This is a genomic window from Nitrosococcus wardiae, from assembly GCF_004421105.1.
Classification (GTDB): Bacteria; Pseudomonadota; Gammaproteobacteria; order Nitrosococcales; family Nitrosococcaceae; genus Nitrosococcus; species Nitrosococcus wardiae.
Genome location: NZ_CP038033.1, coordinates 1,940,239 through 1,966,129 on the forward strand (window position 1 = coordinate 1,940,239; position 25,891 = coordinate 1,966,129).

The 25,891-nt window shown below is 49.3% G+C and carries 26 protein-coding genes; 21 read left to right on the top strand and 5 right to left on the bottom strand.

The genetic code is table 11. The annotated features are described in order from the left end of the window. Positions 1–9 precede the first annotated feature (9 nt). The 6 genes from E3U44_RS09465 (at position 10) to E3U44_RS09490 (ending at position 4,711) form a co-directional block, all read left to right on the top strand. Complete coding sequence (locus E3U44_RS09465; protein WP_134357902.1) at positions 10–780, top strand: 3'-5' exonuclease; 771 nt, start codon at positions 10–12, stop codon at positions 778–780. Between the two features lie 79 nt (positions 781–859). Further along, positions 860–2,200, top strand: a complete 1,341-nt coding sequence (gene rlmD, locus E3U44_RS09470) for a 23S rRNA (uracil(1939)-C(5))-methyltransferase RlmD (RefSeq protein WP_134359753.1) — start codon at positions 860–862, stop codon at positions 2,198–2,200. A gap of 61 nt (positions 2,201–2,261) precedes the next feature. Beyond that, on the top strand, positions 2,262–2,759 hold the full coding sequence (gene ribH, locus E3U44_RS09475) for a 6,7-dimethyl-8-ribityllumazine synthase (protein WP_134357903.1): 498 nt from the start codon (positions 2,262–2,264) through the stop codon (positions 2,757–2,759). After that, positions 2,756–3,208, top strand: a complete 453-nt coding sequence (gene nusB / locus E3U44_RS09480) for a transcription antitermination factor NusB (RefSeq protein WP_134357904.1) — start codon at positions 2,756–2,758, stop codon at positions 3,206–3,208. The genes ribH and nusB overlap by 4 nt, the downstream gene beginning before the upstream one ends. A 49-nt stretch (positions 3,209–3,257) precedes the next feature. Next, the gene (gene thiL / locus E3U44_RS09485; RefSeq protein WP_134357905.1) at positions 3,258–4,217 is read left to right on the top strand and encodes a thiamine-phosphate kinase; all 960 of its coding nucleotides are present in this window, start codon (positions 3,258–3,260) and stop codon (positions 4,215–4,217) included. Positions 4,218–4,219: 2 nt separating this feature from the next. After that, a complete protein-coding gene (locus tag E3U44_RS09490) occupies positions 4,220–4,711 on the top strand; it encodes a phosphatidylglycerophosphatase A family protein (protein ID WP_134357906.1) in 492 nt (163 codons plus the stop codon). Positions 4,712–4,780: 69 nt separating this feature from the next. Here E3U44_RS09490 and glnD read toward each other — a convergent pair whose 3' ends face one another. Beyond that, complete coding sequence (glnD, locus tag E3U44_RS09495) at positions 4,781–7,468, bottom strand: [protein-PII] uridylyltransferase (protein ID WP_134357907.1); 2,688 nt, start codon at positions 7,466–7,468, stop codon at positions 4,781–4,783. A gap of 22 nt (positions 7,469–7,490) precedes the next feature. Then, positions 7,491–8,258: a type I methionyl aminopeptidase gene (map, locus tag E3U44_RS09500; RefSeq protein WP_134357908.1), complete on the bottom strand. Its 768-nt coding sequence runs from the start codon at positions 8,256–8,258 to the stop codon at positions 7,491–7,493. A gap of 230 nt (positions 8,259–8,488) precedes the next feature. Between map and rpsB the strand changes: the two genes are divergently transcribed. The 15 genes from rpsB (at position 8,489) to der (ending at position 23,943) form a co-directional block, all read left to right on the top strand. After that, positions 8,489–9,295 carry a 30S ribosomal protein S2 gene (gene rpsB / locus E3U44_RS09505; RefSeq protein ID WP_134357909.1) on the top strand — a complete coding sequence of 269 codons (807 nt, stop codon included), beginning with the start codon at positions 8,489–8,491 and terminating at the stop codon, positions 9,293–9,295. Positions 9,296–9,397: 102 nt separating this feature from the next. Then, positions 9,398–10,282, top strand: a complete 885-nt coding sequence (gene tsf / locus E3U44_RS09510; RefSeq protein ID WP_134357910.1) for a translation elongation factor Ts — start codon at positions 9,398–9,400, stop codon at positions 10,280–10,282. A gap of 4 nt (positions 10,283–10,286) precedes the next feature. Next, positions 10,287–11,033, top strand: a complete 747-nt coding sequence (pyrH, locus tag E3U44_RS09515) for a UMP kinase (RefSeq protein ID WP_134357911.1) — start codon at positions 10,287–10,289, stop codon at positions 11,031–11,033. Beyond that, positions 11,026–11,583, top strand: a complete 558-nt coding sequence (frr, locus tag E3U44_RS09520; protein ID WP_134357912.1) for a ribosome recycling factor — start codon at positions 11,026–11,028, stop codon at positions 11,581–11,583. Before pyrH ends, frr begins: the two co-directional genes overlap by 8 nt. A gap of 48 nt (positions 11,584–11,631) precedes the next feature. Then, positions 11,632–12,390 (top strand): isoprenyl transferase, encoded by a 759-nt coding sequence (locus E3U44_RS09525; protein WP_134357913.1) that lies wholly within the window; start codon positions 11,632–11,634, stop codon positions 12,388–12,390. After that, positions 12,383–13,204, top strand: a complete 822-nt coding sequence (locus E3U44_RS09530) for a phosphatidate cytidylyltransferase (protein ID WP_134357914.1) — start codon at positions 12,383–12,385, stop codon at positions 13,202–13,204. The genes E3U44_RS09525 and E3U44_RS09530 overlap by 8 nt, the downstream gene beginning before the upstream one ends. Further along, positions 13,201–14,397, top strand: a complete 1,197-nt coding sequence (gene ispC / locus E3U44_RS09535; RefSeq protein ID WP_134357915.1) for a 1-deoxy-D-xylulose-5-phosphate reductoisomerase — start codon at positions 13,201–13,203, stop codon at positions 14,395–14,397. Before E3U44_RS09530 ends, ispC begins: the two co-directional genes overlap by 4 nt. After that, a complete protein-coding gene (rseP, locus tag E3U44_RS09540; RefSeq protein ID WP_134357916.1) occupies positions 14,382–15,740 on the top strand; it encodes an RIP metalloprotease RseP in 1,359 nt (452 codons plus the stop codon). The genes ispC and rseP overlap by 16 nt, the downstream gene beginning before the upstream one ends. Positions 15,741–15,973: 233 nt before the next feature. Then, the gene (gene bamA, locus E3U44_RS09545) at positions 15,974–18,280 is read left to right on the top strand and encodes an outer membrane protein assembly factor BamA (RefSeq protein ID WP_134357917.1); all 2,307 of its coding nucleotides are present in this window, start codon (positions 15,974–15,976) and stop codon (positions 18,278–18,280) included. 140 nt (positions 18,281–18,420) lie between these two features. Continuing rightward, positions 18,421–18,939 carry an OmpH/Skp family outer membrane protein gene (locus E3U44_RS09550; RefSeq protein WP_240761792.1) on the top strand — a complete coding sequence of 173 codons (519 nt, stop codon included), beginning with the start codon at positions 18,421–18,423 and terminating at the stop codon, positions 18,937–18,939. A 321-nt stretch (positions 18,940–19,260) separates the two neighbouring features. After that, positions 19,261–19,710, top strand: coding sequence for a 3-hydroxyacyl-ACP dehydratase FabZ (fabZ, locus tag E3U44_RS09555; RefSeq protein ID WP_013033410.1), 450 nt, complete (start codon positions 19,261–19,263; stop codon positions 19,708–19,710). Then, positions 19,707–20,477 (top strand): acyl-ACP--UDP-N-acetylglucosamine O-acyltransferase, encoded by a 771-nt coding sequence (gene lpxA / locus E3U44_RS09560; protein WP_134357919.1) that lies wholly within the window; start codon positions 19,707–19,709, stop codon positions 20,475–20,477. The genes fabZ and lpxA overlap by 4 nt, the downstream gene beginning before the upstream one ends. Positions 20,478–20,507: 30 nt before the next feature. Beyond that, positions 20,508–21,149, top strand: coding sequence for a YfgM family protein (locus E3U44_RS09565; RefSeq protein ID WP_134357920.1), 642 nt, complete (start codon positions 20,508–20,510; stop codon positions 21,147–21,149). A 32-nt stretch (positions 21,150–21,181) separates the two neighbouring features. Beyond that, positions 21,182–22,372 carry an outer membrane protein assembly factor BamB gene (gene bamB / locus E3U44_RS09570; RefSeq protein ID WP_240761793.1) on the top strand — a complete coding sequence of 397 codons (1,191 nt, stop codon included), beginning with the start codon at positions 21,182–21,184 and terminating at the stop codon, positions 22,370–22,372. Positions 22,373–22,548: 176 nt separating this feature from the next. Beyond that, entirely contained in the window at positions 22,549–23,943 is a 1,395-nt protein-coding gene (gene der, locus E3U44_RS09575) for a ribosome biogenesis GTPase Der (protein WP_134357922.1), read from the top strand. A gap of 28 nt (positions 23,944–23,971) precedes the next feature. Here der and moeA read toward each other — a convergent pair whose 3' ends face one another. The 3 genes from moeA to E3U44_RS19950 are packed head-to-tail and all read right to left on the bottom strand — an operon-like array spanning position 23,972 to position 25,878. Then, a complete protein-coding gene (gene moeA / locus E3U44_RS09580; protein ID WP_134357923.1) occupies positions 23,972–25,240 on the bottom strand; it encodes a molybdopterin molybdotransferase MoeA in 1,269 nt (422 codons plus the stop codon). Positions 25,241–25,244: 4 nt separating this feature from the next. Next, entirely contained in the window at positions 25,245–25,649 is a 405-nt protein-coding gene (locus E3U44_RS19945; RefSeq protein WP_240761794.1) for an NTP transferase domain-containing protein, read from the bottom strand. Then, positions 25,603–25,878 carry an NTP transferase domain-containing protein gene (locus E3U44_RS19950; RefSeq protein ID WP_240761795.1) on the bottom strand — a complete coding sequence of 92 codons (276 nt, stop codon included), beginning with the start codon at positions 25,876–25,878 and terminating at the stop codon, positions 25,603–25,605. The genes E3U44_RS19945 and E3U44_RS19950 overlap by 47 nt, the downstream gene beginning before the upstream one ends. Between the last annotated feature and the right edge of the window lie 13 nt (positions 25,879–25,891).

Sequence of the window (25,891 nt, forward strand, 5' to 3'; positions counted from 1 at the left end):
AGATAAGTGATGAATGTTTTTGTTTTTGATATTGAGACAGTCCCAGATGTGGAAGGTGCACGCCGCCTCTATGCTCTAGAGGATCTAGATGCGGCTGCTGTGGCTGAAATCATGTTTTCTAAGCGCCGTCAGGAGACGGGGGGCGTGGATTTTTTGCGTTTACATCTGCACCGCATTGTCGCTATTTCCGTAGCACTCCGCTCCCAGGACAGGTTTAAGGTTTGGTCATTGGGTGATCCTTCTTCCCCTGAGGAAGAACTGGTACAGCGCTTCTTTGATGGCGTTGAAAAATTTGTGCCCACCTTGGTGTCTTGGAATGGGAGCGCTTTTGATCTCCCCGTGATACATTATCGCGCCCTATTCCATGGCATTGCGGGGCCTCGCTATTGGCAAATTGGTGATGAGGACCAAAGTTTTCGTTGGAATAACTATCTCAGCCGTTACCACCAGCGTCACTTGGATCTGATGGATGTGCTATCTGGCTATCAAAGCCGGGCTGCAGCCCCTTTGGATGAAATTGCAACGTTGCTTGGTTTTTCCGGCAAAATGGGGATGAGTGGTACGAAGGTATGGGATTTGTTTCAAAGGGGGGAGCTGGAAGCTATTCGTAACTATTGCGAAACTGATGTCCTGAATACTTATCTTATTTTCTTGCGTTTTGAACTCATACGAGGACGCCTTGACCCAGTTGCCTATCAGCAGGAATGTCAATTGGTACGGGATGTGATCGGGGCTGAGAGCAAAGCTCATTTCTCGGAATTTTTGCGCCTCTGGAACTAAATCTCCTATAAACTGATAGGTGACCGGAAAACGGTTTCATCCCCTAGGTCTCTGGATTTTTTCTTTTTCCATCTCTGCAATGGTACAGCATCCTAAACGGAAAAGGCTCTCCCAAGAGCCCCAGGTTGGTTCCATCGAAGCTTTGACCCATGAAGGTCGCGGTGTCGCCCGCATCGGCGGTAAGACAGTTTTTATTGAGGGGGGGTTACCGGGTGAAGAAGTTCTGTTTCATTATGTGCGTCAGCGCAGTAAATTCGATGAAGGCCGCTTGCTAAAAGTATTGCAGCCGGCACCAACTCGGGCGGAACCGCGCTGTCGCCACTTTGGAGTTTGTGGTGGTTGTAGCTTGCAACATTTAAGCCCAGGGGCCCAGTTGCAGCTCAAGCAAGAGACCTTAAGAGCACAATTTCGCCACTTTGGGAGGGTTGAGCCCGAGCAGTGGCTAACTCCGTTGACGGGAACTGACTGGGGATATCGCCGGAAGGCACGGCTAGGGGTCAAGTTCGTCAAAAAGAAGGAGCGCGTGCTCGTTGGTTTTCGGGAAAAAGGGGGGCGTTTGATTGCCGCGCTTGAGTGTTGTGAAGTGTTGCACCCGTCGGTTGGATTGCTGTTGCCAGAATTGGGGGAACTCATCGCCTCTTTAAGTTGCTATGATCGTATTCCCCAGATCGAGGTAGCGGTGGGTGATAATGCTACAGCTTTGGTATTTCGCCATCTAGTGCCCCTGACAGCAGCGGATACGGAGCAACTCGTGGGCTTTGGCCGGGCCCATGGCTTGCAGATCTATCTCCAAGGAGGAGGGGTAGAGACGCTGTACCTGCTATGGCCTGAAAGTGCGGAGCTAAATTACTCCCAGTGCGGGAATCTAGAAATGGTATTTTTGCCCACTGATTTTATGCAAGTGAACAGGGAGGTAAATATCAAAATGGTTCAGCAGGCCCTGAAGCTACTGGAGCTGGAGTCCCATGATCGAGTGTTAGACCTATTCTGTGGAGTGGGTAACTTTACCCTGCCATTGGCAAGTTCAGGGGCTGAGGTGGTGGGGATAGAGGGCAGCGCGGGGCTAGTTGCTCGGGCAGTGGCCAATGCAAAACGTAATCGGTTGGGAAATGTCCATTTTGAAGTGGCTGATCTCAATGAACGGGATTGGCTTCATAATGTTTGGGCCCAAAACGGTTTTTCTAAAGCGGTGTTAGATCCGCCGCGAAGTGGAGCACTGACCGCAGTCCAGCAAATGTCGACCCTAAAGGTGCAACGAATTGTCTATGTTTCCTGCAATCCTGCTACGCTTGCCCGGGATGCGGGTGAGTTGGTGAACCGGCAAGGCTATCACTTGCGCTGTGCGGGGGTGATGGAGATGTTCCCTCATACTCCCCATGTGGAAACCATTGCTCTGTTTGAACAGGCAAGGAAGAACTGAGTAAATATGATGTCCTTAGAGAAAGTGACCAGTACAATAGTAGAGGGGAGCAGAGAACGGCATGAAGAGTAACATTAAAACCATTACTGGAGATTATGCTACCCAGAATCTGCGGGTCGGTATTGCTGCTGCCCGATTTAATGAATTTATCGTTGCCAGTTTGCTGGAGGGAACCATAGATACCCTACTGCGACACGGGGTGACCTCTAAAGATATTGAAATCGTTCGGGTTCCGGGAGCATTTGAGTTGCCGTTGGCCATACAGGCCATGGCCCAGCGAGGTGGATTTGATGCTTTAGTGGCTTTGGGGACAGTCATCCGAGGGGCGACCCCCCATTTTGACTATGTTGCGGGGGAGTGCAGCAAGGGGCTGGGATCGGTTTCACTGCAACATGGCTTACCTGTCGGCTTTGGCGTGTTAACTGTCGACACCATTGAGCAGGCCATCGAACGGGCAGGCACTAAAGCGGGGAACAAGGGGGTAGAGGCCGCACTTTCGGTGATTGAGATGGTCAATGTATTGCGGCAAATTCATAGCTCGAAGGGCGAAATAGTGTGAGTAATAATCGTTCTAAGGCTCGGGCAGCGGCACTGCAGGGTCTTTATCAATGGCAGCTGACGGGACAGGATGTGGACACGATCGATACTGAATTCATTATCCAGGGCATGCGGAGTATTGATCAAGTCTATTTCCAAGAGTTGCTCCAAGGAGTGCCCCAACAGCAACAGGCGCTAGATGAGTGTCTCGGACCGTTTCTGGATCGACCTATTAACGAAGTGGATCCAGTAGAATGCGCTATTTTGAGAATAGGGGCTTTTGAATTACTTTTTCGCTCTGATATTCCCTATCGGGTTGTGTTAAATGAAGCTATTGAACTGGCTAAGCGCTTTGGGGCTGAGCATGGCCATCGTTATGTCAACGGCATTCTTGATAAAGTAGCCCGCAAAGTCCGTGTGATTGAGTTTCAAACTCAAGCGTCTAGGCGACGGCTACAAACCCACCGATAATTTGGATTGTGCCGATGCGCGCATTTAGATTTCCTGATAACCTCAGGCTGTGAATGAGTTTTCCCTAATCAAGGAATTCTTCGCCGATTGTACTCGGCAACGGGCGGATGTCATTCTGGCGGTGGGTGACGATTGTGCCCTGTTGACTGTTCCGCCAGGCTATGAACTTGCGGTTTCTATAGATACTTTGGTGGCCGGGGTGCATTTTGCTGCTGAAGTGGATCCAGCGGCCCTGGGGCATAAGGCTCTGGCGGTGGGATTAAGCGATCTAGCGGCTATGGGGGCAGAGCCGGCCTGGGCAACTTTGGCGCTGACTCTCCCGGAGGTCGACAGAACCTGGCTGGCACGGTTTGTTCAGGGGTTAAGCGGACTTGCTGGAAGCTATGGAGTGCAATTGGTGGGGGGGGATACCACTCGGGGACCGCTAACAGTCACTCTGCAGCTGCATGGTTTTGTTTCTCAAGGCAAAGCCTTAAGGCGTGATGGGGCACGTCCAGGAGATAGGATTTATGTGACTGGGACTTTGGGCGATTCTGGGCTTGCTCTTCAGGCACGATCGGGTGAGATCCGGTTAGCACAGGAGGCTTTGCGCTACGCCGAGCATCGATTGGATTGGCCACAACCTCGGGTACGGGAAGCCTTGGCTTTGCGCCCTTTAGCCCGGGCGGCCATTGATATTTCAGATGGTCTCGCAGCGGATCTGGGGCATATCCTAGAACGCAGTGGTGTCGGCGCAGTGCTTGAAATGGAGTCTTTACCGCTTTCAGAATCTCTTCAATCCTCTCTTGAGCCAACTCAAGCCTGGAACTTAGCCCTTGGAGCAGGGGATGACTACGAGTTGTGTGTGACCGCACCTGCCGAATCCCATGGCCCGCTCCAAGCAGCATTGTCTGTCCTAGGTTGCCCTTGTACCTTGATTGGGACTATTGAGGAGAAGCTGGGGTTACGCTGCCGTCTCCAGGATGGCGCTCCATTTATTCCCAAACATCAAGGGTATCGTCACTTTTGATTATGGCTCAAAATATTTCAAAAATTGACTTACGTCACTTATTGGCCAATCCTGTCCATTTTCTTGCTTTTGGCTTTGGTTTTGGCCTTGCTCCCCGTGCTCCTGGCACTCTAGGGACTTTACCGGCGTTACCTCTTTATTGGTGGATTCAAGATTGGCCCCTGATGGAGTATCTGTTATTGGTGCTGGCTTTGTTTCTAGTGGGGGTTTGGATCTGCCAGGTGACGGCGAGGGATTTGGGGATTAAAGACCCCTCAGGTGTTGTTTGGGATGAATTCGTGGGCTTCTTGGTCACCATGACGGCAGCCCCTAGCGGCTGGGGCTGGGTGCTCGGGGGATTTATCTTGTTTCGTTTGTTTGACATTTGGAAGCCTTGGCCGATTCGAGTACTTGACCGTCGACTTTCAGGGGGGTTAGGGATCATGTTGGATGACGTAGTGGCGGGTATCTTCGCTGCCCTGGTGCTGGCGGGTTTCAAGGTTTGGATGGGCTAGCTCCCTATGCTGTATAGGCCCTCTCCATTCTCTCCTTCCTTCCTATCCTAAGGGGGTGGTCGTTTGAAGCTAGCGCTCTAGATAGGTGTGTATGGTGTTCTCTAGCTGTTGTTGCTGTTGCGGGGTTAAAGGTTGATCTTGCTGGTTGCAAATAAAAAAGACATCAACGACTTGGGTTCCTAGGGTAGTGATTTTGGCGTTCACCAGTTGCACCTGGCAGTTAGCTAGGGCTTGGCTAATCCGGGAAAGTAGCCCGGGCCAATTATTGGTGGTCAACTCCATTACAGTGCAGCAATTACGGCAATCCTCGGTAAAAGTTATCCGGGTGGGAAATTTAAATACCTTTAATCTTCGCGGTATAAATCTAGAGCGATGGGAAGGCACCTGATCAGGCTGAGTTAGCCGCTGGGTGAGAGTCTCTTGGATTTCCCGTAAACGAAATTCCAGATCGATTTTGGTATTAGCGGCGGTTGCTTCGCGGACAATAAAGCTTTCCAAGACGAAACCATGACAGGTGGTAATGATCCGGGCATCCAAAACATCCAGGTCCAGTTGGGCCATAGTTCCCGTAGTGACAGTAAAGGTAAGCGCATGGGCTCTGGCGTAGATAAACACTTCCATGGTATCAGCCGTATCAGCCTTGCGATTATGGGGGCGCACTAAAACGCGCGGTGCCCCGTTGGAGGGTTCTTCCTGGTCCAGAGCCTCAATGTGCCAGCAGATTTCATTGGGCGTGTGTCGCAGAAAATAGTCTGCATCAATCTGTCTCCAGAGGGCATCAAGCTTTTGTTCAGTCCAACCATTTTTTAATAATGCTTGCCGTGCCTCGTCTTGAACATCGCGGATCCGCTCGGCTTTGTCGATGGGATGTTCCAACCCCCGCCGCAATGCTTGGTGAGTGGCCGTGTAAAGTTTGCTCAGAAGGGCGTCTTTCCAGCTGTTCCAAAGATTGGGGTTGGTCGCCCGGATATCCGCCACCGTCAGCAAATAAAGGTGGTTCAAGTGCATCTCATCGCTGACTTTAATAGCGAATTCGCGTACCACTTCCGGATCGTTAATATCCTGCCGTTGGGCTGTCATGGACATCAGCAGGTGATGGCTCACTAGCCAGGCGACGAAGCGGGAATCGTAGTGGCTGAGGCCGTGGTGGAGGCAAAATTCCAAGGCATCCTGGGCTCCAAGCTCGCTGTGATCGCCACCCCGCCCCTTGGCAATGTCATGGAAGAGACCAGCTAAATAGAGCAACTCAGGTTTAGGAATCCGTTGAAATACCTCTGAACACAGGGGAAACTCATGGGCATATTGGGGAAGGGCAAAGCGCCGCAAATTGCGGATGAGAAATAAAGTGTGCTCATCAACCGTATATGCATGAAACATATCATATTGCATTTGCCCAACAATTTTGCCGAAGGCGGGGAGATAGGCTCCGAGTACGCCATATTTGTTCATGCGCCGGAATTCATGAGTGATGCCCCGGGGTTGGCGAATGATCTCCATAAACAGGTCGCGGTTAGACTGCTCTGCCCGAAAGTTTTCGTCAATCAGATAGCAATGCTCTCGGATAAGACGAATGGTGGAAGCCCGAACCCCTTTAAGTTCCGGGTGTCGTTGAAGCAAGAGGAAAACTTCCAACAGAGCAGAAGGGGTGTGTTTGAATACTCTCGAGTCAGTGATCTCTAGGAATTTATTGCGAGTCTGAAAGCGCTTGTTAATAGGGCGAATATCCACTTTTTCATCCACCAGCAGAATCTCTTCTTCGAACAGTTGCAACAGCATTTCGTTGAGACGCCCTATGTTCCCAACGGTTCGGTAGTAATCTTTCATGAGCTGCTCGACAGCCAAGTGTGGTCCTTGAGCGCGGTAACCAAGTTGTTTAGCAAGCGCAATTTGATGGTCGAACAAGAGGCGATCTTCCTTGCGACCCGTCAAAGTGTGCAGACCGTAGCGAAGTTGCCAAAAAAAATCTTGGCTTTCTAACAGGTCTTTTCGTTCTGATGGAGTCAAAAAGCCATGTTGGAGGAGACTATCGAAGGACCAAGTATTGAAATAGCGTTTTGATACCCACTGGATCATCTGAATATCGCGCAATCCACCAGGACCTTCCTTGATATTGGGCTCAAGGTTATAGGCGGTATCATGGTATCTATGATGGCGGGTGGCCTGCTCGGTCCGTTTGGCAAGGAAAAATTGGCGACTACCCCACATTTGCTCTGGAGCAATGGCCGCCTGCAAGGTCTTAAATAAGTGCTCGGGTCCAAAGAGTAAGCGGGCTTCCATCAAGCTAGTAATAAATACAAGATCCTTGCGAGCAGCTTCCTGGCATTCTTCTACCGTGCGCACGCTATGTCCCACCTCTAAGCCGATATCCCATAAGAAAGAAATAAAGTGGCCGATGGTTTCTTGTAAAGCAGAGTCGGTTTCATCCGCCAGTAGGAGGAGGATATCAATATCAGAATAGGGATGCAGCGTACCTCTTCCATAGCCCCCGACAGCAACCAATGCGACCTGTTCGGCGCATTCTTTGGTATGAAGTCGGCAAGCTTGGACAAGGATCTGATCCACCAGCCAGGCGTGCAGGGGAAGCAGCTCAGTAGCGGGGATCCCCACAAGAAAGCGCTGTTTAAGCGTTTCAATGCCGTCCTTAAAGAAAGAACGAAGTAGGGGTAAGGGATTTTCGCTGGTACCAACCCAATCAGCAAAAGCTGCAGGATCGAATAAGACGTGAGATTGGCTGCGATTTCCCGTGAGATTTGGCACGCTGAGAAGTGAAGGGGCTGGTCTAGAGGTTGTCTCCGGGTCGGACGGTAAGTACCTCAAAGCCATCATCAGTAACCAGTATGGTGTGTTCCCATTGGGCCGAGGGACTGTGATCTTTAGTGACGACCGTCCACTTATCTGGGAGGAGTTTTACATGGCGCTTGCCCGCATTGACCATCGGTTCGATGGTAAAGGTCATGCCAGGTTCCAATCTAAGCTTGGTGCCAGGGGTGCCATAGTGGAGTACTTGGGGATCTTCATGGAAAGCACGGCCGATACCATGTCCGCAAAATTCCCGCACAATAGAAAAATTATTAGCCTCGGCATGGGCTTGGATAGCATGGCCAATATCTCCTAAATGGATGCCCGGCTTTATCATCTCAATGCCAATGCACATACACTCATAACTGACTTGGGATACTCGCTTGCCAATGACGCTAGGTTCCCCCACAAAGAACATTTTGCTAGTGTCGCCATGATAGCCATCCTTGATGACAGTAATGTCGATATTAATGATATCCCCTTTTTTTAGCCGCTTTTTGTTGGGAATGCCGTGACAGACGACATGATTGACTGAAGTGCAAATGGATTTTGGGAAGCCATGATAGTTAAGAGGAGCAGGAATAGCTTTTTGTTCGTTAACAATATAGTCATGACAGAGGGCATCCAACTCCTCGGTGGTGACTCCAGGCTTCACGTGAGGGCGGATCATGTGGAGGACCTCGGCGGCAAGGCGGCCGGCGATCCGCATTTTTTCAATTTCTTCTGGAGTTTTGATAGTAACTGACATAGGGTTTAATATGATGTAATTTTTAAGAAAATTTAGCTCCCTAAATCTTAGACAGAGGCTAAAGGATAGGGTTCGGCCATTGTCCCAGTCGGGTACTTTATGGTATAAAGCCGGCGCTTTTAAAGCAAACGAAATCACACGCATATCGGCACATATACCGGGGTGCCTCTGGTTAGGTCGGTATATGGGATATGCGGAGGAATAACCCCAACACAATCGAGGTAAAAGTCATGGCGAATGTGACTATGCGCCAGATGCTAGAGGCCGGGGTCCATTTTGGTCACCAGGCCCGCTACTGGAATCCGAAGATGGCACCCTATATCTTCGGCAAGCGCAATAACATCCACATTATCAACTTAGAAGAGACCCTTCCATTATATAATGAAGCGACCAACTTCCTTGGTCGATTAGCTGCAAATAAAGGCACAGTTTTATTTGTGGGTACCAAGCGGGCGGCTCAGGAAGCCGTTCATGAGGAAGCAGAGCGTTGTGGCATGCCCTATGTTAACCGCCGCTGGTTGGGAGGTATGCTGACCAATTTTCAGACTGTGCGGCAATCCATCAAACGCCTCCATGATTTAGAGGCCATGATCCAGGATGGTAGCTTGGATCGCCTTAAAAAGCGGGAAGCATTGACGGTGCGGCGAGAGCGGGACAAGCTTGAGAATAGCCTTGGCGGCATTAAAAATATGACTCATCTTCCTGATGCACTATTTATTATTGATGTAGAGCATGAGCGAATCGCGGTGGATGAGGCAGCCAAACTCGGCATCCCGGTAGTGGCGGTAGTGGATACCAATAGTAATCCAAGAAAGGTGGACTACATCATTCCTGGCAATGATGATTCAATCCGTGCTCTCCGCCTTTATGCCCGGGGGGTTGCCGATGCGATTGTTGATGGGCGAGCCACCGCTGCTGCGGCTAGTGCAAAAGCAGGCAAAGATGAGTTCGTGGAGATGGAAGAGGCCAGCGAGGGAGAAACAGTTCCCGAATCATTAGAGGGGAAAGCTGCCACAGCAGATACTAGTGGTACCTAATCACAAATAACTAACGTTAAGTTGGTTAAGGGGGGCAAGGTCTTGGCTTTATGATTACCCTTGCGCCCGATTCAGCCCCGATTACCGCAGAGGAATGGAATAATGGCAATCACAGCGGCACAGGTCAAGGAACTGCGTGAGCGTACTGGTTCCGGAATGATGGAATGCAAAAAGGCCCTGGTGGAAACGGGTGGCGATATTGAAGCGGCCATAGAATGGATGCGTAAGCAGGGACTGGCTAAAGCTGATAAGAAGGCAGGGCGAGTAGCCGCCGAAGGTATTATTGCCACTGCCGTAGACGATGACGCCTGCAAGGCAGCGATGGTAGAAGTTAATTCGGAAACGGATTTTGTGGCTAAGAACGAGGATTTTTGCCAATTTGCTGCGGATGTGGCACAAAAAGTATTAATTTCTAATCCTGCAACCTTGGACGATCTCCTTGCCATGGCCATGGATGAGAGTGGTGAGAGCATCAATGAGAGGCGCCAAGCCCTAATAGCCAAGATTGGTGAAAATATCAATGTGCGCCGCTTCACTTTTATGGAAGCAGAAAACGGGCGCATTGGTCGTTATGTCCATGGTGCTCGGATTGGCGTATTGGTCGCTGTGGAGGGAGGAGATGAGGCGTTGGCCAAAGATCTTGCCATGCATGTTGCAGCAAGTAAGCCTCAGGCCATTACGCCGAAAGACATTTCAGCAGAGGCGTTGAATAAAGAGCGTGACATTCTGATCGCCCAAGCTAGGGATAGCGGCAAGCCGCCTGAGATCATAGAGAAAATGGTTGAAGGGCGTTTGCAAAAGTTTTTAAGCGAGATTACCTTACTGGGTCAGCCCTTTGTCAAGGATCCGGATATTAAGGTAGAGAAGCTGCTTAAAAACGCTGGGGCTAGTGTTCGCCGTTTCGCTCGCTTTGAAGTAGGTGAGGGGATTGAGAAAAAGGTAGAGAATTTTGCTGAAGAGGTAAGATCACAGGCCCGGGGGGATTGAGCAGGTGCCATTGGAGGGTATGGAGCCCAAGTATCGGCGCATCTTACTAAAGTTTAGCGGAGAAGCGCTAATCGGTGAGGCCAACTACGGTATCGATCCCAAGCTGGTTCAGCAAATTGCTCAAGAACTGCAGGAATTAAACCGCATCGGCATCGAAATCGGTTTGGTTATTGGCGGCGGTAATATTTTCCGAGGTGCTGGATTGGCTGCTGCGGGTATGGATCGGGTCACTGCGGATCATATGGGGATGTTGGCGACGGTGATGAATGCCCTCGCCTTACAGGATGCCTTGGAAAGGCTAGGCGTCTTCTGTCGGGTGATGTCCGCTATTCGGATCAATGAGGTCTGTGAGGATTATCTACGTCGCCGTGCTATCCGCCATCTCGAAAAAGGACGTTTAGTCATTTTCGCTGCGGGGACGGGCAATCCCTTTTTTACTACTGATACCGCTGCTAGCCTTCGTGCTATCGAGATTGGAGCTGATCTGCTCATTAAAGCAACCAAAGTGGATGGCGTATATTCCGCTGATCCCATGGTGGACCCTAACGCACAGTTTTTCCCCCGCTTAAGCTATGACCAGGTCATAGCACGCAACCTTGCAGTCATGGATGCGACCGCTATTATAATGTGCCGAGATCATTCTTTGCCATTGCGTGTCTTCGACATGCATAAGGTGGGAGCCCTAACGCATATCATCAAGGGCGAAGACGTGGGGACACTGGTTTCCAGAGAGTGTAACAGCAATGATTGATGAGATCTGTGAAGATGCTGCCCAACGCATGCAGAAAAGTCTTGAGGCTTTGAAACAAGCTTTCGCTAAATTACGGGCAAATCGGGCTCATACGAGCCTTCTTGATCACATTACCGTCTCCTATTACGGGACGAATGTTCCCTTAAATCAGGTTGCCAATGTCGCTGTGGAGGATGCTCGAACTTTGACGGTGACGCCTTGGGAAAAGCAAATGGTTCCAGCCATTGAAAAAGCCATCATGAATTCTGAGTTAGGCCTTAATCCGGTCACGGCGGGGATGGTTATTCGGATACCACTACCCTCTCTGACCGAAGAGCGACGGCGGGAAATGGTCCGGATTGTCAGGCAAGAGGCGGAAGCCGCGCGGGTGGCTGTACGCAATATCCGGCGTGACAGCAATCATACCCTCAAGGGATTGGTTAAGGAGAAAGAAATTAGCGAGGATGATCAACACCGTGCTGAGGAAGCTATTCAAAAAATCACTGACAGCAATGTTGCCAAAGTTGATGAAATCTTAGCAGCCAAAGAGCGAGATCTCATGGAAGTTTGATACTCTTTAATCAGCCCCCTCTTGTGGGCAGAACGCTAGGCAGTATTTATGGATAGCGGGCAGATTGAGGTCCAGTCATCAAAAATACCCCGCCATGTTGCGATTATCATGGATGGTAACGGACGCTGGGCTAAGCAGAGAAATCGACCGCGTTTTTATGGGCATAGAGCAGGTGTTGAGGCAGTAGAAGAGATCCTGCATGCATGTACCAATGCCGGTGTGCAGGTATTAACTCTCTTTGCTTTTAGTAGTGAAAACTGGCACCGTCCGTCCCAGGAAGTTCAGCTCTTAATGGACTTATTCAAGTCTGCTCTCTCGAGTCGATTAGATCGGCTCCAAGAATGGAATGTGCGTCTTCGTATCATCGGTGATCGAAATGGCCTCTCGGAAGAACTCCGGTCGGAAATAGCCAAAGCCGAGGCCCTGACGGCAACAAATAGGGGCATTACTCTAGTGGTGGCTGCCAATTATGGTGGGCGCTGGGATATTACTCAAGCTGCAAAACAAGTTGCCGTCAAGGTGGAAAATGGACAAATGACAAGCGACTCTATTACCCCTGAAGTTTTTGCAGCGCACCTCTCTATCGCTGATTTGCCTGAACCTGACTTGTTTATTCGTACGGGGGGGGAGCAGCGGGTTAGTAATTTTTTATTGTGGCAATTAGCTTATACTGAGTTTTACTTTACGGATACCCTGTGGCCTGATTTTGACAAAACAGCTTTTGCTGTAGCCATCGAAACCTTTTTTCAGCGGGAACGCCGTTTCGGTCGGACCTCGGAGCAAGTGGAGTCCTTACGCCGTGTTTAGGCAGCGGCTAATTACGGCTGCTATCTTAGTACCCCTCACTGTATGGGCTGTACTTTTTCTTCCCACCGGAATCATTGCTTGGCCATTGGCATTGATCATTGCCATTGGGGCTTGGGAGTGGGCAGGCCTGGTTCGGTTGCAGGCGAGGGGAGCGCGGTTACTTTATGCCTTTGTGGTGTTATTGTTGCTTTGGGGAAGCCGTTTCCTACCTTTAGCTGGGATAGCAATAGTCGGCGCGGTTTGGTGGGGTATTTGTACGATTTTACTAATGCGGTGGGCACAACACAGACCTGCTAGTCCCTCCTTACTGGGCATGCCTGCGCTAGGGTTAATCGCGGGAATTTTGGTCCTGGTACCTGCTTGGCGGGCCACTATAGGCCTTCATGCATTACCCACCGTTGGTCCGAAAATGGTATTGTTTCTCTTCCTCTTGGTTTGGCTAGCAGATAGTGCAGCTTATGCGGTCGGACGGCGTTTTGGGCATACCCGCCTGGCGCCAGCGCTGAGTCCTGGAAAAACAAGGGAGGGTGTTTATGGTGCCCTTGCCGCGGGTTTGCTGCTTTCATTAATAGGGGGGGAAGTGTTTTCATTTTCTGGGCCAGCTTGGTGGGGGTTTGTGGGTCTTGGCCTGTTAACCCTTCTTGCTTCTGTGGTGGGGGATTTACTAGAAAGCTTATTTAAGCGCATGGGTGCGGTTAAGGATAGTGGGCGCTTACTGCCAGGTCATGGTGGCGCTTTAGATCGGGTTGATAGCTTAACAGCGGCAGCGCCAGTGTTTGCACTAGGTATCTGGATATTGGGACAGCTGCAATGATAGGAGTCACCATACTGGGGTCCACTGGATCCATTGGCATGAGCACCCTTGATGTTTTGGCGCGTTATCCAGATCGCTACCGGGTCCAAGCCCTGTCTGCGAATAGTTCTGTAGAACAACTTTACCAGCAGTGCTTTAAATTCCGACCTTCTCAGGCAGTTATGGCTGATCCTGATGCCGCCGAACAGCTCCGCCAGCGGTTGCGTCCAGTGGCACCAGAGATTGAAGTCAGTAGTGGTAGCGAAGCCTTAGAAGCCATCGCCATTTCCCCGGATACGGATTATGTTATGGCAGCCATTGTCGGTGCTGCGGGCTTACTTCCTACCTTAGCCGCAGCTCGAGCAGGGAAGCGGGTTTTACTCGCCAATAAAGAATCGCTGGTGATGAGCGGTGAGCTATTTATGAATGCGGTTAATGAGAACGAAGCTGAGCTGCTTCCCATTGACAGCGAGCATAATGCGATTTGGCAATGCATGCCAGCGGGGAGGCGCGAGCTTCCCCTGCACCGCAAAGGAATACGACGCATTTTGTTGACTGCCTCAGGGGGGCCTTTTAGAGATCGGGAACTTTCCGAGCTGGACAGCGTCACTCCAGATGAAGCCTGTGCTCACCCTAACTGGGATATGGGACGTAAGATATCGGTTGATTCAGCTTCTATGATGAACAAGGGACTCGAGGTTATTGAGGCCCGCTGGTTATTTGATGCTTCAGCCCACCAGATTGAAGTGGTGTTGCATCCCCAGAGCGTTATTCACTCTATGGTCGATTATGTGGATGGCTCTGTCTTAGCGCAGCTAGGCAATCCTGATATGCGAACACCTATTGCTTATGGACTGGCTTGGCCGGAGCGGATAGAACCGGGGGTTACCCCTCTAGATCTATTTGCAATAGGCCAGCTAACCTTTAGCCGACCTGATTTGCAACGTTTCCCCTGTCTGGGGCTTGCCTATGCTGCATTGGAACAGGGGGGGACGTGTAGCACTATTTTGAATGCAGCCAATGAAGTGGCCGTCCAAGCCTTCCTGGAGCAGCGTATCCGATTTACCCAGATCCCAGAGCTTATTGAGTGGACGTTAGGTAGGGTGACGCCCGCTGCAGCCCATTCCCTTGCTGCCGTGCTAGAAAGTGATACAGAGGCACGGCAAGTCGCTGAAGAACAAGTCCAGCGGTGGTGCCCATGTCCATTGCATTAATGATACTCGCTTTTCTTGTCGCGATTGGAGTGCTAGTCACTGTGCACGAATACGGGCACTTTTGGATAGCGCGGCGGTCGGGAGTTAAAGTCCTTCGATTTTCCATTGGTTTTGGCCGGCCCTTATGGCGTTGGCAAGGAAAGGACCACACTGAGTATGTGCTCGGCTCGCTTCCTTTGGGTGGCTATGTGAAGATGCTTGATGAGCGGGAAGGAAAAGTTGCCGAGGAGGATCTTCCGCGCGCCTTTAATCGCCAGTCCCTCGGTGTGAGGAGTGCTGTGGTCGTGGCTGGGCCTATGGCAAATATTCTGTTTGCTATCGTTGTCTACTGGTTGGCGTTTGTTCTCGGCATTGCCGGAATCAAACCCCTGGTGGGTGAAGTTACTGCCAACACGCCGGCAGAAAAGGCCGGTTTCCGAGCTGGCGAAGAAATTATTGCTGTCGGGGAGCAAGCTACGCCTACTTGGGCCGCGGTACGCCATGCCCTATTTGTGGCTTCCCAAAATGGGTCTCGCGTTTCCGTGACTGTTTCTGGTCCTGAGGGAGAAGAGGTTTTGAGCCTGGACCTGAGCCAGGTAGGGACTGATCCGGAAAAAATTAGGGATATATTGCAACAGCTAGGTGTGCAGCCAGTACGACCGTTATTGGCGCCAGTCATTGGAAAGGTGCTGCCTGATGAACCTGCAGCACAGGCAGGTTTTCAACCGGGGGATCGAATTCTTTCGGCTGCAGGCCAGCCCATTGATAGCTGGGACGAATGGGTGGAGTTTGTGCGAGATCGCCCAGGCGAATCCTTTAATGTTGAGATTGAGCGGGGAAAGGAACGTCTCGTTCTAACCTTGCAGCCGGTAGCAGTAGAGGGGGAGGAAGGTTCCGTTGGTCGTATTGGTGCGGCACCACAACCACCAGGTGAATTACCGGAGGAACTCCAAGCTACTTTAAAATATTCCCCCTTAGCGGCGATATCCCAGGCGGTTGAGAAGACCTGGGAAATTGGATCGCTGACCGTGATAATGTTAGGAAAAATGCTGTCAGGGGAGGTATCAACTAAATCTATTAGTGGTCCTATTACAATTGCCCAATATGCAGGATATAGTGTTCAAATCGGCTTTGTGCCTTTCCTAAACTTCCTTGCTGTGGTCAGTATTAGCCTAGCAATTCTAAACCTTTTGCCTGTTCCCGTATTGGACGGGGGGCATTTATTATATTATTTCATTGAATGGATACGCGGCCGGCCTTTATCAGAGGAGGCCCAAGCGCTGGGACAACAAATCGGTATTTTGGCGCTAATTGGGTTGATGTGCCTAGCTTTTTACAATGACCTGACCCGTTTGTTTGGATAGTAAAGCGGGTACCGGCTTTTTTTTTTGGAGTAGCTCCCCTGTTTTCTAGGGAGAACTCATTCAAATTTTTAGTGGAAGGGAATTAAAAAAATCTTACTTAAAGATTAAAACTATTTTAAATAAGCGTATAGCTTTTCCTGTTTTTTCTTTCCAGGCACATAAGCTACGAGCCCAAGAAGTAAACCCCAAAAGTAGAGCCTTAGTAAAAGGCTTTTTAGCAATCAAAAAAACAAATGGGGGCGCCTTTGAACTTTGTAAAAAAGCGGATCATAATTGCTATTGTGGGGGTGGCTTTAATTAGCCGGGCACTGGCAGCACAATTTGAAGAGTTTGTAGTTAAGGACATACGGGTTGAGGGGCTACAGCGGATTTCGGCTGGCACCGTCTTTAATTATCTTCCTGTTAAAGTAGGCGATACAGTTGATAGCCAGCGGGTTAAGGATATCATTCGGGAATTATTCCAGACCCGATTTTTCAAGGATGTGCGGGTGGAGCATGAAGGCAGTGTTCTGGTTGTGGTTGTGGTAGAACGGCCTACGATTACGAGCATTCAATTTGTAGGTAATAAAGATATTAAAGGTGATCAGCTCTCACAAGCACTTAAACAGGTAGGGTTTGCAGAGGGTCGTGTTTTTGACCGATCGCTGCTGGAAAAAGTAGAACTAGAACTGCAGCGTCAGTATTTTAGTCGTGGTAAATATGGTGTCAAAATTGATACGACGGTGACTCCTCTAGCACGTAATCGGGTGGCTATTAAAGTAAATATTAAGGAGGGCGCAGTTGCCAAGATCGGTGGCATTAATATTGTAGGTAATCAGGCTCTTAGCGAGGAAGAACTTCAAGACGCATTTCAACTAAGTACCACCAATTGGTTATCGTTTTTTACGCATGATGATCAATATTCTCGACAGAAATTGGCGGCGGATCTTGAGGCTCTGCGTTCTTATTATTTAGATCGTGGCTATATCAATTTTAACATTGATTCTACCCAGGTTTCTATTACCCCTGATAAAAAGCGGGTATTTATTACAGTCAATATTAGCGAAGGGGATCGTTATCAAATTGGAGAAATTAAGTTAGCTGGGGATTTAGTCTTACCCCGTGAGAAGCTGTTTGATGCTTTAACGATAACCTCAAGCGAAGTTTTTTCACGCAAAGCTGTAGCAGAAAGTACAACAAATATTACCGATCTGTTAGGGAATAAGGGATATGCGTTTGCCAATGTAAATGCTGTGCCGGAAGTAGATGAGGAAGGGAAAAAGGTAAATTTGACCTTTTTTGTTGATCCAGGGAAGCGTGCTTATGTTCGGCGAGTCAATATTTCTGGGAATACTAAAACCCGGGATCAGGTGATTCGTCGAGAAATACGCCAGCAGGAAGGAGGTTGGGTAGCGACTGAACTCATTAACCGTTCCCGCTTGCGTATCCAGCGCTTAGGTTATTTTGAAGATGTTAATGTGGAGACGGTGCCTGTTCCAGGAACGACCGATCAAGTCGATGTGAATTTTAGTGTTGTGGAACGTCCCTCTGGATCCTTATCGGCAGGTTTAGGTTTCTCTCAGTCTCAAGGCTTTATTTTCAACACCAGCGTTACCCAGCGAAATTTTCTAGGGAGTGGGAAACATGTAAGCCTTAGCTTCAATAATAGTGAGGTTAATACTATCTATAGCTTTGGATATACCAATCCCTACTATACTATTGATGGTATCAGCCGTGGGTTTAATATTTTCTACCGGGAGACTGATCCGAGTAACGCCAACATTGCCCGTTTTAGCACTGATTCCTTCGGCGGTGATATGCATTTTGGTATTCCGGTCACCGAAAATGATACGCTACGCCTCGGTTTTGGCTATCAGAATTCGGAGATTAATTTGACGGAACGCTCCCCCCAGGAATATCAAGATTTTGTGAATAGTGAAGGAAGTAGCTTTGATATCTTTAATATTGATCTAGGTTGGTCACGTGACCGCCGAGATAATGCTCTTTTACCCACCCGCGGTAGCTTCCAAAGCCTCTTTGGTGAGATCTCTGTGCCGGTAGGCAGCCTGCAATTTTTTAAGGTGGGTTATCGTCACCGTTGGTTCTATCCCCTCACTAAATCCCTGACTTTGATGCTAAATGGTGATGTCGCCTACGGAGATGCCTATGGAGGCACCGAAGAATTCCCCTTCTTCGAGAATTTTTTTGCCGGTGGTATACATAGCGTGCGCGGCTTTAAGGATAATACGCTGGGTCCAAAAGATACTGATAATAGAGCGCTGGGAGGAAACCTCAAGGTGGTGGGTAATATCGAGTTATTCTTTCCTATTCCCTTCGCTGAGGAGCTCAAATCCGTGCGCTTGAGTACTTTTATTGATGCCGGTAATGTCTACGGTATAGACGAAGACATTACGCTCGGAGAACTCCGTTATTCGGCTGGAGTTTCAGCCATTTGGCTATCGCCTTTTGGCACTATGCAATTTAGTTTGGCAAAGGGATTTAATGACCAGCCAAACGATGAGCCTCAAGTGTTCCAGTTCTCCCTTGGGACTTCATTCTAATATTATCTCCTGAAAAAAGTGCCTTTGATATATGTTTACAGTTGATATTTATTTCAGAACCAGAATAGTAAGTCAGCCCCTGATTGACCCCATTAGTCACATTAAATATTAGAGGTAGCCTCATGGTAAGGTTGAGTAAATTGTATAAATTGATCGCGCTAGGAGGTGTTTTCCTGCTGGGTTGTGTAATGGTTATTGCGCCAGCAGAAGCTGTCGATTTGAAAATCGGTGCGGTAAATGCAGTTAAATTATTAGATGAGGCACCGCAAAAAGGTGCGGCGCTGGAGAGATTAAAAAAGGAGTTTGAATTACGCAACAGAGAACTGGTTGCAAAACAAAAAGAACTGCGTGAGTTGGAGGATAGATTCAACCGAGATGCGGCCATTATGAGTGAGGCCGATCGTCAAGCATTAGAACGGGATATCCTGAATCAAAACCGGGATCTTAAGCGTGATCAAGAAATATTTCGAGAAGACTACAATATTCGTCGGAATGAAGAATTTCGAAAGCTGCAGGAAGAAATTGCTAAGGCAATTGTGAGTTTAGCGGAGAGGAAGAAATATGATCTGGTGGTCTATGAGGGAGTGATTTACGCCAGTGATAAAGTTGATATTACCGCTGATGTACTTAAGTTATTAAAATCTCAATATAAACCTTAATTATCATATAATTAGTTGGAAACAGGCAGTTAGGTTATGGGATGGAATTTTAGTACTTTCGTGCCAAGAACTAGCGGCAAGGTCAGCAGCAATGATCCCGACCCAGCTCAATTACAGCATCAAATATCCGCCTAACTGCCTTAATAAATCTGAAAGTATTCCTATCTCAGCTGGTGAATATTGGTTTTTAATGTGTCATTGGAGCTAGAGATTATTCTTTGAGCATTATTAGGGGTAAGAAGCTAGCTTAAGAGCACACTATGGTGAATACATAAAATTCAGTATATTATCTAAGTTTTTTCTAAACTCAAGGTTTTTTCATTGGACACACTGGATATACACGAGATACTTAAGCATCTTCCCCATCGTTATCCCTTTCTCCTGATCGACAGAATTATAGAATGTACACCGGGGAAGTCGCTCGTGGCCATCAAGAATGTAAGCTATAACGAGCCTTACTTTCAGGGCCATTTTCCGGAGATGCCAGTTATGCCGGGGGTATTAATTCTTGAATCCTTGGCTCAAGCCACCGGAATATTGGCTTTTAAAACACAAGCAACATTACCTTCACAGGAGGCGATCTATTATTTTGCAGGCATCGATCGGGCACGGTTCAAACGTCCGGTTGAGCCCGGCGATCAAATGCGTCTAGAGGTTGAGCTGGTACGTAGCTTGCGTCGTCTATGGAAATTTACAGGGAAAGTGACAGTGGATGGGAGCCTTGTAGCTTCGGCTGATGTGATGTGTTCCTACAAGGAAATCCATAAGTGATTGATCCTAGAGCGGTTATTGACCCTGGCGCTGAACTTCACGAAACTGTTACTGTAGGGCCTTATTCAATTATTGGGGCGAATGTGCAGATCGGGGCTGAAACTTGGATTGGTCCACATGTGGTTGTTCGAGGGCCTACCCGTATCGGGAAAAAGAACAAAATATATCAGTTTGCCTCTATCGGCGATATTCCCCAAGATAAGAAATATGGTGGAGAAGATACGCTCCTTGAAATTGGCAATGAAAATGTCATAAGAGAGTATACGACGATTAACCGAGGCACTGTTCAGGGTGGCGGTGTCACCCGTGTGGGGCATCACAATTGGATAATGGCTTATGTTCATATTGCCCACGATTGCATCGTAGGTCACCATACAACTTTTGCCAATAATGCATCTCTGGCAGGGCATGTTGCTATCGAAGATTATGTGACGCTTGGGGGATATGCCCTGGTTGCTCAGTACTGTAGTATAGGCACCTATGGTTTCTGTTCTGTTGCTAGTGTCGTTCACAAGGATGTTCCTCCCTATGTGTTGGTGGCAGGGCATATGGCGAAGCCGGTGGGAATTAACCATATAGGTCTAAAACGTGCTAATTTTAGCGAAGAAGTAATACGTGACCTGCGCCATGCGTATAAGTTACTTTATCGGCAGGGGTTGCGCTTTGAGGATTCTGTTAAGGAGTTGAAACGATTAGCAGAGAAAAGTTCTGAGGTCCAAATTTTTCTGAATTTTCTTGAAAATTCCACCCGGGGTATCATTCGGTAAGCAAATACTTAAACGCTTTCGGTTTTTAAAATGGCATTGGATATTTACGCATCAGATCAGGAAAAAAGTGAAGCTATCAAGCAATGGTGGCGAGAAAATGCTCGTGCCTTACTAGTAGGAATCATTATCGGTCTTCTCGCACTGTTTGGTCTACGGGGGTGGATGGAATATAAGCAGAACCGCGTTAGGGAAGCCTCGTCTCTCTATCAGCAGATACTGGTGGCAAAAGCGCAGGAAGAAGCCAATACTGAAATCTACAATAGTGCAGAGCATCTTATTCAAGATTACAGCGATACTCCCTATGGATTGTTTAGTGTGCTGATGTTAGCCAAGGAAGATCAAGGGCGAGGTGATGTTAAAGCCGCCATGGAACGCTTTAAGAGGGCCTTGGAATACACGCAAAACTCTGGGCTTCGACGAGTGATATATTTGCGTTTGGCCCGTTTATTGTTGGCGGTAGGCAATCCTGAAGAGGCGCTAACAACGCTGGCTGAAGTGAAGCCAGGCAGTTTTGCTTCCGCTTACGCGGAATTGCGGGGGGATGCTCATGTAGAGTTAGGCCAACTACCAGAGGCGCGGCAGGCTTATCAAGAGGCGTTATTGGATTTGGGACCGGGTGAACCGCGTCGACAGATACTGAGCATGAAGCTTGATAATATCGCTCAACCTTAATGGCAAGCACAACTCTTCCGTGTTTAGGCTGGGTGCGGGGGAATATTCGGGCAGTTGTTGCTTGGATTAGCCGGTTTTTTTTCGCTTTATTGCTCCTTTCCTTGGCGGGATGCACGGTTCTGCAGGAATACCTTCCGGAGTCTGATACCAGCGAACCTCCCATGGAATTGGTAGAGTTTGTGCCTGAAATCGGGATTGAAGTCTTATGGTCTGCTAAGGCAGGGAAGGGTATGCAAGATCGCTATCTTCGGCTTCCCCTTTCTTTCGTCGATGGCAAGGTGATTGCCGCAGATTATAAAGGTCAGGTAAGCGCTTTTGATGCTCTCACGGGGGAACCGCTTTGGGAGACAAAGCTGGATTTGCCTATTACCGGTGGACCTGGCGTAGGCGATGGCCTTGTGGTTGTAGGCACAGAGGATGCGTTAGTTGTCGCTTTGGATGTTGTTGATGGTTCCCCCATTTGGCAAGCGGCTGTTTCTAGTGAAATATTATCGGCGCCTGGAGTGGGTGGCGGCGTTGTGGTGGTCCGTTCCGGGGATGGTCAAATTTATGGCCTGGATGCCAGTAGCGGTTCCCGGTTATGGGTTTATCAACGCAACGTTCCGGTTTTAACACTCCGCGGAGCCGCAGCCCCCGTAATTGCCGACCGTAAAGTCATTATGGGGTTAGCCGGGGGCAAGCTGGTGGCGTTATCTTTAGAAGGTGGCCAGTTGCTATGGGAGCGGACTATTGTTGTCCCCCGGGGCCGAACTGAACTAGACCGACTGGTGGATATCGATTCTGAACCTAAGGTACAGGGGAGATATCTTTATATCGTCACTTATAATGGTCGAGTTGCCTCGGTGTGGCTAGCGGATGGTGAAGTTCTTTGGACTCGGGAAATGTCCTCCTATGCAGGTATTGGTGTGGATGGAGAGACTGTCTATATCACCGACACGGAAGGCCATATTTGGGCGTTGGATAGCCGTACCGGCGCTTCTCTTTGGCGCCAATCTAAGTTGCTCAGGCGGCAGCCGACAGCGCCCGTTTCCTATCAAGACTACATTGTCGTGGGTGATTTGGCGGGTTATATTCATTGGCTGGCCAAGGATGACGGCCGTTTTGTTGCCCGCACTAAAGTAGAAGAAGAAAAAGGGATTGTCAATGCGCCCTTGGTGGTAGATGACATCCTTTACGTAAGGACCCAAGGAGGAGTCTTGAAAGCCATTAAGGTCGCCGACTAGGATGGTCCATGGACTTCTTTTTTGCTATCCTTGATGGGCTGGGTGGTTTAGAGTTTCCTGGTTCTGCTTAAAAGCTGTTTTAAAAATGCCCTTCATCCCCGTGCGGCGTTGCACGTTTGTTTGGTAATGTCCGTACCTATAATTGGTACTTCTCCCGCCTCATTTAATCTACCAATATGAAAGCTCTTGTTGCCTTGGTTGGACGCCCAAACGTCGGTAAATCCACTCTCTTTAATCGTCTTACCCGGAGCCGCGATGCTCTTGTGGCCGATCAGCCCGGTGTAACCCGTGACCGAAAATATGGTATTGCTCGCTATGGTGAGCACTCATTTCTGGTCGTTGATACAGGGGGGATTACAGAGCAAGAGTCTGGTGTCGGAGAGCTAATGCGGACACAGGCACAATTGGCTATAGAAGAGGCAGACGCTATTTTATTCCTTGTTGATGGTCGTGAGGGATTATCCGCCTTGGATGAGACCATTGCCGAGCAGTTACGCCGTGCTCAGAAACCACTCAAGCTGGTCATTAATAAAGCTGAGGGGCAAGATCAGGAACTCGTGGCTTCTGAATTTTATCGCTTGGGATTGGGGGAACCGGCCACTATTTCAGCCCAGCAAAATCAGGGAGTCGGGGGGCTGCTGCAAAATTTGCTGACCCTTTTACCCGGGGGGGAAAAGGAAGAGCCTGAAATTCAGGCTAAAGGGCTCCAGTTTGCCATTGTCGGCCGCCCCAATGTGGGAAAATCCACTCTTGTCAATCGCATCCTCGGCGAGGAGCGAGTCCTCTCTTTCGAGGCCCCGGGAACGACGAGGGACAGTATTGCCATCCCTTTTTGCCACCAAGGTCGGGATTACACGCTGGTGGATACGGCTGGAATACGGCGACGTTCCAAGATCTTGGATATGCTAGAGAAATTTAGTATTGCTAAAACCCTAGAAGCAATTGGGGCCGCTCATGTCGTGATCCTCGTGATGGATGCCCGTGATGGCGTGGTGGAGCAAGACTTGCACTTGGCAGGTTTGATACTGGAAAGCGGAAAAGCAGTCGTAATTGCAGTGAACAAGTGGGATGGCTTACCCTTGGAGCAGCGGCGAAGAGTCAAAGCAGATTTGGATAGACGTTTGCCGTTTCTTGATTTCGCAAGGGTACACTTTATTTCCGCTCTGCATGGCAGTGGGGTGGGAGGCCTTTTTACATCTATTGATGAAGCTTACCAATCGGCCAATTGTCACCTTCCTACGGCTGAGCTTAACCAGGTTTTAGCGGCTGCGGTTGAGAAGCATCCACCGCCGGTTGTGAAAGGACGGAGGATTAAGCTTCGTTATGCCCACCAAGGGGGACACAATCCTCCTAAAATTATTATCCATGGCAATCAAGCAGAAGCGGTACCCGTGAATTATCGGCGCTATCTTATGAATCACTTTCGGCTCGCTTTCGCCTTGGTGGGAACCCGTATAGAGCTGGAATTCAGAACGGTAAAAAATCCTTTTAAAGGACGAATCAATGCCTTAACTCAACGCCAGCGGCAAAAGCGTAAACGAATCATCCGTTTTCGCAAAGGGCACAAATAGAACTAGGCAAATCAGGGTTGATTAAGTCCTATACCAGGTGGGCAAAGGGCTGTACCTCAACCCAAGTGCCTGGTTCAATATCACCGGATTCGCTTGGAAGGATAATAAAGCAATTGGCGGCGCTCATGGAGGTCAGGAGACCAGAGCCCTGCCGGCCTGTTGTTTTGACCCCTAGCTGTCCCTGCTCATTCCGTTCGAGGATTCCCCGCTGGTATTCTGTTCGTCCCGGTTTTTTGCGGAATCTTGAATGGCAGGGGACCTTGAGCGTGAGAGGCGTAGAAGGGGATTCCCCCATGAGTTGGAGCAAGGCCGGTTGCACGCATTGGTAGAAGGTGACCATTACCGAAACTGGATTGCCTGGTAAACCAAAGAAGACCGCCTCCTTGATGTGGCCGAAGGCGAGGGGCCGCCCGGGTTTTATGGCAATTTTCCAGAAATGGATTTGACCTAAGCTTTCCAAGGCTTCTTTTACATAATCTGCTTCTCCCACTGAGACGCCCCCCGAGGAAATAATAACATCAGCATTATCCGCTGCTGTGGTCAAGGTTTCTTGCAGCGCTTCAGGTTGGTCGGGGACTACGCCCATATCGATCATATCGATATTAAGGCGTTGGAGCATGGCATAAAGGGTATAGCGGTTACTATCGTATATTTGTCCTGGGGCCAGTGGTTCACCTATAGAACGGAGTTCATCTCCAGTTGAAAAGAAAGCTACTCGGAGGCGTCGCCAGACTTTGACCTCCACGAATCCTAGGGAGGCAAGCAGGCCAATATCGGCAGGTGTTAAACGCCGCCCTGGTTTCAAAACCTGCTGTCCAAGGGCAATATCTTCTCCCGCCTGGCGAACATTCTGCCCTGGTTTTTGGCCTGGAAAGACCTGGATGTGATCAGTAGACCGCTCCACCTGTTCCTGCATTACGATCGTATCTGCGCCAGCAGGAATAACGGCTCCCGTCATGACCCGAACACATTCACCTGCCCGGAGTTCATTTTCATAGGACTGGCCTGCAAGGGCAGTGCCAACAATTTTTAACATCCGCGGTTCACTTTGTGGAAGATCCTGGCTTTGGAGAGCATAACCATCCATGGCGGCATTGGTATGGGCAGGAACTTCCCTGGGGGAGATCACTTCCTGGGCCAATACCCGATCCAAAGCCCTGCGGATAGCGATATTCTCCCAGCCGCAAACGGGCTTTAAAGCTTGGGTGATAAGCTGGAGTGCCCTGGCTATGGGCAGTGCAGCGCTGTCGTGGCTGTCAGCGCAGCTAACGGCAGGGGTAAATAGCTTCTTTTCCATGGTATTATTCCCAATCGGGGGGGGGATTCAAGGGGGCATGTCCTTCAAGGCGGGACTCCAGTTCGTCGATGTCCCTAGGTGTGTTGACATTAAGAAAGGCGTCAGGTTGTTCTGAAAAATCAGCTTCCGCCAAGGGATGTTGTCCTAGCCAGGTATCAATTTTTCTGCCGCCTTCGTTAAGATAATCGGCAAGATCTTGCTTTAAACGGCGATGGAACAGGAGAAAAACCGGTTGCCGCCGAATGCCATTGGAAGCCACACTTATTTCAGCACTGGTTTTCCCCAACGCGATAGAGAGGCGGGAGACCAGGTTTTGAGGTAATAGAGGGCAGTCACAGGGGACCGTTAACAAATATTCGGTTTCAATTACTGCTAAAGCGCTTAACATACCGGCTAAGGGACCGGGCATAACCGCTGATTTTATCCGTGATCACTGGATAGCCATAAGTCTGGTACCGCTCAATATTGCGATTAGCGTTGATCACCAACTTGGCGACTTGGGGTTTTAGACGGGTAAGCGAGTATTCTATCAAGGGTTTTCCCCTCAAGGTGATTAACCCTTTATCCTGTTCTCCCATGCGGCGGGCCCGCCCGCCAGCTAAGATGACGCCGGTGATTAAGTCTCTTGATGGGGTCATGGTGAAAACACTT

Bases quoted from the DNA above. Each gene is read 5' to 3' on its own strand.
- ispC (WP_134357915.1), top strand. From the start codon at position 13,201: ATGATAGGAGTCACCATACTGGGGTCCACTGGATCCATTGGCATGAGC.
- E3U44_RS09490 (WP_134357906.1), top strand. From the start codon at position 4,220: ATGGCTCAAAATATTTCAAAAATTGACTTACGTCACTTATTGGCCAAT.
- E3U44_RS09565 (WP_134357920.1), top strand. From the start codon at position 20,508: ATGGCATTGGATATTTACGCATCAGATCAGGAAAAAAGTGAAGCTATC.
- rlmD (WP_134359753.1), top strand. From the start codon at position 860: ATGGTACAGCATCCTAAACGGAAAAGGCTCTCCCAAGAGCCCCAGGTT.
- rpsB (WP_134357909.1), top strand. From the start codon at position 8,489: ATGGCGAATGTGACTATGCGCCAGATGCTAGAGGCCGGGGTCCATTTT.
- map (WP_134357908.1), bottom strand. From the start codon at position 8,258: ATGTCAGTTACTATCAAAACTCCAGAAGAAATTGAAAAAATGCGGATC.
- bamA (WP_134357917.1), top strand. From the start codon at position 15,974: ATGGGGGCGCCTTTGAACTTTGTAAAAAAGCGGATCATAATTGCTATT.
- E3U44_RS09465 (WP_134357902.1), top strand. From the start codon at position 10: ATGAATGTTTTTGTTTTTGATATTGAGACAGTCCCAGATGTGGAAGGT.
- moeA (WP_134357923.1), bottom strand. From the start codon at position 25,240: ATGGAAAAGAAGCTATTTACCCCTGCCGTTAGCTGCGCTGACAGCCAC.
- E3U44_RS19950 (WP_240761795.1), bottom strand. From the start codon at position 25,878: ATGACCCCATCAAGAGACTTAATCACCGGCGTCATCTTAGCTGGCGGG.
- E3U44_RS19945 (WP_240761794.1), bottom strand. From the start codon at position 25,649: ATGCCCGGTCCCTTAGCCGGTATGTTAAGCGCTTTAGCAGTAATTGAA.
- rseP (WP_134357916.1), top strand. From the start codon at position 14,382: ATGTCCATTGCATTAATGATACTCGCTTTTCTTGTCGCGATTGGAGTG.
- ribH (WP_134357903.1), top strand. From the start codon at position 2,262: ATGAAGAGTAACATTAAAACCATTACTGGAGATTATGCTACCCAGAAT.
- der (WP_134357922.1), top strand. From the start codon at position 22,549: ATGAAAGCTCTTGTTGCCTTGGTTGGACGCCCAAACGTCGGTAAATCC.
- tsf (WP_134357910.1), top strand. From the start codon at position 9,398: ATGGCAATCACAGCGGCACAGGTCAAGGAACTGCGTGAGCGTACTGGT.
- E3U44_RS09525 (WP_134357913.1), top strand. From the start codon at position 11,632: ATGGATAGCGGGCAGATTGAGGTCCAGTCATCAAAAATACCCCGCCAT.
- frr (WP_134357912.1), top strand. From the start codon at position 11,026: ATGATTGATGAGATCTGTGAAGATGCTGCCCAACGCATGCAGAAAAGT.